The sequence below is a fragment of the Escherichia sp. 93.0816 genome (assembly GCF_013368855.2).
Lineage (GTDB): Bacteria > Pseudomonadota > Gammaproteobacteria > Enterobacterales > Enterobacteriaceae > Escherichia > Escherichia ruysiae.
The window spans coordinates 1-5,092 of sequence record NZ_JABWNC020000046.1 but is presented as its reverse complement, the minus strand read 5'-3'; the positions used below and the strand labels follow the sequence as shown (position 1 = coordinate 5,092).

The following is a 5,092-nucleotide window of genomic DNA, read 5'->3' as shown; positions in this document are numbered from 1 at the left end:
CGCAGCCATGACCCAGTCACGTAGCGATAGCGGAGTGTATACTGGCTTAACTATGCGGCATCAGTGCAGATTGTATGAAAAGTGCACCATGCCGGGTGTGAAATGCCGCACAGATGCGTAAGGAGAAAATGCAACTTCCGACGCTCTTCCGCTTCCTCGCTCACTGACTCGCTGCGCTCGGTCGTTCGGCTGCGGCGAGCGGTGTCTGCGCACTCAAAAGCGGTAATACGGTTATCCACAGAATCAGGGGATAACGCCGGAAAGAACATGTGAGCAAAAAGACGAAGGGCTAGAGAAAAGCCGCGTAGATGGCGTTTTTTCATAGGCTCCGCCCCCCTGACGAGCATCACAAAAACCGACGCTCAAGTCAGAGGTGGCGAAACCCGACAGGACTATAAAGATACCAGGCGTTTCCCCCTGGTGGCTCCCTCGTGCGCTCTCCTGTTCCGACCCTGCCGCTTACCGGATACCTGTCCGCCTTTCTCCCTTCGGGAAGCGTGGCGCTTTCTCATAGCTCACGCTGTTGGTATCTCAGTTCGGTGTAGGTCGTTCGCTCCAAGCTGGGCTGTGTGCACGAACCCCCCGTTCAGCCCGACCGCTGCGCCTTATCCGGTAACTATCGTCTTGAGTCCAACCCGGTAAGACACGACTTAACGCCACTGGCAGCAGCCACTGGTAAGGGATGTACAAGATATTACTAACGCAGAGTTCTTGAAGTTGAAGCCTAACTACAGCTAAACTGAAAGGACAGATTTGGTGGCAGTGGTCTTGTACACCCTGTTACCACGGTTCAGAAGTTCCCCAACTTACTGATCCTTCGAAAAACCACCTCCCCAGGTGGTTTTTTCGTTTACAGTGCAGAAGATTACATCCCACGAATAAGGATCTCAAGAAATCCTTTCAATCACGTTCCTACTATGCTGAAGAGGTCATGCCAATACGGACACCCTCATCTAACCATACCGCTCGAAACACAGTCAGTTAGCTGAAAGAAACTAACAGTAGAACAATAATCTCTAGTACTCTGACTTAAAGCTAACAACAAAACTATATTAGGAGTGATAGATGGCGATCTATGCCGTATGGAATAACAAAGGCGGAGTGGGGAAAAGTTATCTTACCTTTCAACTAGCCTCTGAGTACGCCAGACAGAACCCGACAAAAAAGGTTCTGGTGATTGATCTATGCCCACAAGCTAACTCATCCTCAATGTTACTTGGCGGGATGGTTAATGGCGAAAATACGCTAAATCAGATTCATTCTGCAACACAAAGAAAGACTATTTCTGGATATATTGAGGATAGGATCAGAAGTCCATATATTCCGACAAATACAGGTTCTAACTACGTAATCAACGTATCTACATACAATAGCAGAATCCCAGATAATCTATATCTTGTTACTGGCGATGAGCAATTAGAACTTCAAGCATCAAGAGTTGTTGGAGCATCATTCCCTGGACCTCATGACGCATGGAGAACTGTTCATCTTTGGATTAACGATCTAATTAGTGACATTTGTAACTCATGGGATAATGGCGACAGCTGCGTTTTCATCGACTGTAATCCCAGCTTCTCTATTTATACCGAGTTAGCATTAACCGCAGCTGAACGCTTATTAATTCCATTCTCTGCTGATGGTTCATCAAAAAGAGCTGTTAAAGCAGTTCTTTCTTTAGTTTATGGCGAGCGACGTCATCTGAACGAACCACAGTCAGATTTCTATTTAAACAGCAATCGTTATTCTATGTCATTACCACAAATATACATGTATGTTGGAAACAGATTAACTCAAATGAACAACTCATCAGCTAGCGCATTCAAAACTGTGGTAACAGAAATCGGCGATGAGATTTGGAAAGTGTGGCAAACAAAACCAAGTTTATTCTGCATTCATCCAAATGGAAGCTCAACGCCGAATAATAAAAAATCCTTTAGGAACATGTTCCAGTATGAAGTAAATGATGCCAATACAGCATCTGTCGTATCAGGAGCACTTGGTATTCCAATTGCCACACTAACCGCAGGAAATAAGAATGTTGCGGGAAGAACAATAAAGGTAAATCAGACACAGCTTGATAAGCAAGTGCCCAACATTGTCGCTCTTGCCGGTATGATTGAGTAAAAAAAAGGCCCTTTCTCAAGGGCCTTTTTTTATTTATTTTTCTTTACCGTTTGCAACGCCCTGCCCACACTAGATGCCATTTCACTGATTACATTATCTTTGTTTTCAATAATTTCATTGAGCAATTCGTTTTCATTTTCCAGTTTATTCAAGGCATTTTGACAATCTTCAATGGCATCATCATACCCTTCTGAATACCCATCCAACCAGCCGAGAGTATAAGTTTTATCCAGAAGATCAGCATGCTTATCTTGAAGGTTTTTCTGACTGTTATTAGAATCCATGTTTATTCCTCATTTGTTGGCGCATTTGGGCCCTCAGTCCAGAAGGAACTGTATTTCTAAGTTTCTCACTCAGCTTAGCTGGAGCGCTTTTACCTGAAATAGCACTACTATTAGCATCAACAGCATCATTATTCTTTCTGTAGTCGCTAATATTCTTAACGTTATCTTCAGTCATAGAACATTACACCTATTGCTGTAAACAGCCCAATATACGCTGGAGAATTGAACATAACACCCCTTGTACGCACCGCTAAAATGCGTTCATCGCGATCACGGCAGCAGACAGGTAAAAATGGCAACAAACCACCCGAAAAACTGCCGCGATCGCGCCTGATAAATTTTAACCGTATGAATACCTATGCAACCAGATGGTACAGGCCACATTACCCCCTCTTAATACACTGAAGCTGCCATTTTTCATTGTTTCACCATCCCAGCGAAGGGCCATCCAGCGTGCGTTCCTGTATTTCCGGCTGACGCTCCCGTTCCAGGGATAACGCATATTCGCGCTCCTGTATCAACCGTTCCTCTCTTATCTCCAGTTCTCGCTGTATAACTGGCTCAAGCGTTCTGTCTGCTCGCTCAAGTGCTGCACCTGCTGACTCAACTGCATGACCCGCTCGTTCAGCATCGCGTTGTCCCGTTGCGTACGCGAAAACATCTTCTGCAATTCCACGAAGGCGCTCTCCCATTCGCTCAGCCGCTGCATATAGTCCTGTTGCAGCTGCTCTAAGGCGTTCAGCAAATGTGTTTCCAGCTCTGTCATTCTGTGTCACTCCTTCAGATGTACCCACTCTTTCCCCTGAAAGGGAATCACCTCTGCTGATTTCCCGTACGGAAGGACCAGAAATTTCCTGTTCCCGTCCTGCACGAACTCCACGCCCCATGTCTTCGCGTTCAGTTTCTGCAATGTCTCTTCCTGCTTCCTGATATCTTCCAGGTTCGCCTGTATCCTCCCGCCAAGATACCAGAGCGTCCCGCCACTCGCGGTAAACAGGAGCAAGACTATCCCCAGTAACATCATGCCCGTATTCCCTGCCAGCTTTAACACGTCCTTCCTGTGCTGCATCATCGCCTCTTTCACCCCTTCCCGGTGTTTTTCCAGCGATTTCTCTGTCGAGGCTGTGAACAGGGCTATAGCGTCTCTGATTTTCGTCTCGTTTGAGGTCACAGCCTCGCTGACAGACTCGCCGAGCTTCCTGAACTCGTCGTTCAGCATTTTCTCTGTAGATTCGGCTCTCTCTTTCAGCTTTTTCTCGAACTCCGCGCCCGTCTGTAAAAGATTGCTCATAAAACGCTCCTTTCAGCCTGATATTCTTCCCGCCGTTCGGGTCTGCAATGCTGATGCTGCTTCGCGTCACCCTGACAACCTCAACTCCCACATCTGTGAGTGCCAGAATCACATCCTGACGGTCTTTTATCTCTCCGGCACGGTAAAGCACATCAAGCCCCCGTGTAACGCTCTCAGCAAGCGCCTGTTTCGTTTCAGGCAGGTTATCAGGGAGTGTCAGCGTCCTGCGGTTCTCCGGGGCGTTCGGGTCATGCAGCCCGTAATGGTGATTCACCAGCGTCTGCCAGGCATCAATTCTAGGCCTGTCTGCGCGGTCGTAGTACGGCTGGAGGCGTTTTCCGGTCTGTAGCTCCATGTTCGGAATGACAAAATTCAGCTCAAGCCGTCCCTTGTCCTGGTGCTCCACCCACAGGATGCTGTACTGATTTTTTTCGAGACCGGGCATCAGTACACGCTCAAAGCTCGCCATCACTTTTTCACGTCCTCCCGCTGGCAGTTCCTTCTCCGCGAACGACAGAACACCGGACGTGTATTTCTTCGCAAATGGCGTGGCATAGATGAGTTCCCGGACTTCTTCCGGATTACCCTGAAGCACCGTTGCCCCTTCCCGGTTACGCTCCCTTCCCAGCAGGTAATCAACCGGACCACTGCCACCACCTTTTCCCCTGGCATGAAACTTAACTATCATCCCGCGCCCCCTGTTCCCTGACGGCCAGACGCAGCCGGCGCAGCTCCTCCCCGATGGCCATCAGTGCGGCCACCACCTGAACCCGGTCACCGGAAGACCACTGCCCGCTGTTCACCTTACGGGCTGTCTGATTCAGGTTATTTCCGATGGCGGCCAGCTGACGCAGTAACGGCGGTGCCAGTGTCGGCAGCCTCCCGGAACGGGCAACCGGCTCACCCAGGCAGACCCGCCGCATCCATACCGCCAGCTGTTTACCCTCACAGCGTTCCAGTAACCGGGCATGTTCATCATCAGTAACCCGTATCGTGAGCATCCTCTCGCGTTTCATCGGTATCATTACCCCCCATGAACAGAAATCCCCCTTACACGGAGGCATCAGTGACTAAACAGGAAAAAACCGCCCTTAACATGGCCCGCTTTATCAGAAGCCAGACATTAATGCTGCTGGAGAAGCTCAACGAACTGGACGCGGATGAACAGGCTGATATCTGTGAATCGCTCCACGACCACGCCGATGAGCTTTACCGCAGTTGCCTCGCACGCTTCGGGGATGACGGTGAAAACCTCTGACACATGCAGCTCCCGGAGACGGTCACAGCTTGCCTGTGAGCGGATGCCGGGAGCAGACAAGCCCGTCAGGGCGCGTCAGCGGGTTTTAGCGGGTGTCGGGGCGCAGCCATGACCCAGTCACGTAGCGATAGCGGA

Annotated in this window: 8 protein-coding genes and 1 pseudogene; 3 read left to right on the top strand and 6 right to left on the bottom strand. The window is 49.4% G+C overall.

The window, feature by feature from the left end:
- The first annotated feature begins 569 nt into the window (after positions 1 to 569).
- Together HEM79_RS22945 and HEM79_RS21980 are read left to right on the top strand one after the other, a co-directional pair.
- Entirely contained in the window at positions 570 to 701 is a 132-nt protein-coding gene (locus HEM79_RS22945; RefSeq protein WP_249820084.1) for a replication initiation protein, read from the top strand.
- A gap of 364 nt (positions 702 to 1,065) precedes the next feature.
- Entirely contained in the window at positions 1,066 to 2,124 is a 1,059-nt protein-coding gene (locus HEM79_RS21980) for a ParA family protein (RefSeq protein ID WP_094905242.1), read from the top strand.
- Positions 2,125 to 2,153: 29 nt separating this feature from the next.
- Here HEM79_RS21980 and HEM79_RS21975 read toward each other — a convergent pair whose 3' ends face one another.
- The 6 genes and pseudogenes from HEM79_RS21975 to HEM79_RS21950 form a co-directional block, all read right to left on the bottom strand.
- Complete coding sequence (locus tag HEM79_RS21975; RefSeq protein ID WP_023259653.1) at positions 2,154 to 2,408, bottom strand: hypothetical protein; 255 nt, start codon at positions 2,406 to 2,408, stop codon at positions 2,154 to 2,156.
- Positions 2,398 to 2,583, bottom strand: a complete 186-nt coding sequence (locus HEM79_RS21970; protein ID WP_074518866.1) for a hypothetical protein — start codon at positions 2,581 to 2,583, stop codon at positions 2,398 to 2,400. The genes HEM79_RS21975 and HEM79_RS21970 overlap by 11 nt, the downstream gene beginning before the upstream one ends.
- Positions 2,584 to 2,940: 357 nt before the next feature.
- The gene (locus HEM79_RS21965) at positions 2,941 to 3,174 is read right to left on the bottom strand and encodes an MbeD family mobilization/exclusion protein (protein ID WP_011117658.1); all 234 of its coding nucleotides are present in this window, start codon (positions 3,172 to 3,174) and stop codon (positions 2,941 to 2,943) included.
- Positions 3,175 to 3,180: 6 nt separating this feature from the next.
- On the bottom strand, positions 3,181 to 3,699 hold the full coding sequence (locus HEM79_RS21960; RefSeq protein ID WP_140902897.1) for an MbeB family mobilization protein: 519 nt from the start codon (positions 3,697 to 3,699) through the stop codon (positions 3,181 to 3,183).
- A 367-nt stretch (positions 3,700 to 4,066) separates the two neighbouring features.
- Positions 4,067 to 4,387: pseudogene (locus HEM79_RS23080) on the bottom strand (plasmid mobilization relaxase MbeA); the annotation flags it as partial.
- Positions 4,377 to 4,700, bottom strand: a complete 324-nt coding sequence (locus HEM79_RS21950; protein WP_047089054.1) for a MobC family plasmid mobilization relaxosome protein — start codon at positions 4,698 to 4,700, stop codon at positions 4,377 to 4,379. The pseudogene HEM79_RS23080 and the gene HEM79_RS21950, both read right to left, overlap by 11 nt.
- A 65-nt stretch (positions 4,701 to 4,765) precedes the next feature.
- Between HEM79_RS21950 and HEM79_RS21945 the strand changes: the two genes are divergently transcribed.
- Positions 4,766 to 4,957 (top strand): Rop family plasmid primer RNA-binding protein, encoded by a 192-nt coding sequence (locus HEM79_RS21945; RefSeq protein ID WP_094905248.1) that lies wholly within the window; start codon positions 4,766 to 4,768, stop codon positions 4,955 to 4,957.
- The last annotated feature ends 135 nt before the right edge of the window (positions 4,958 to 5,092 follow it).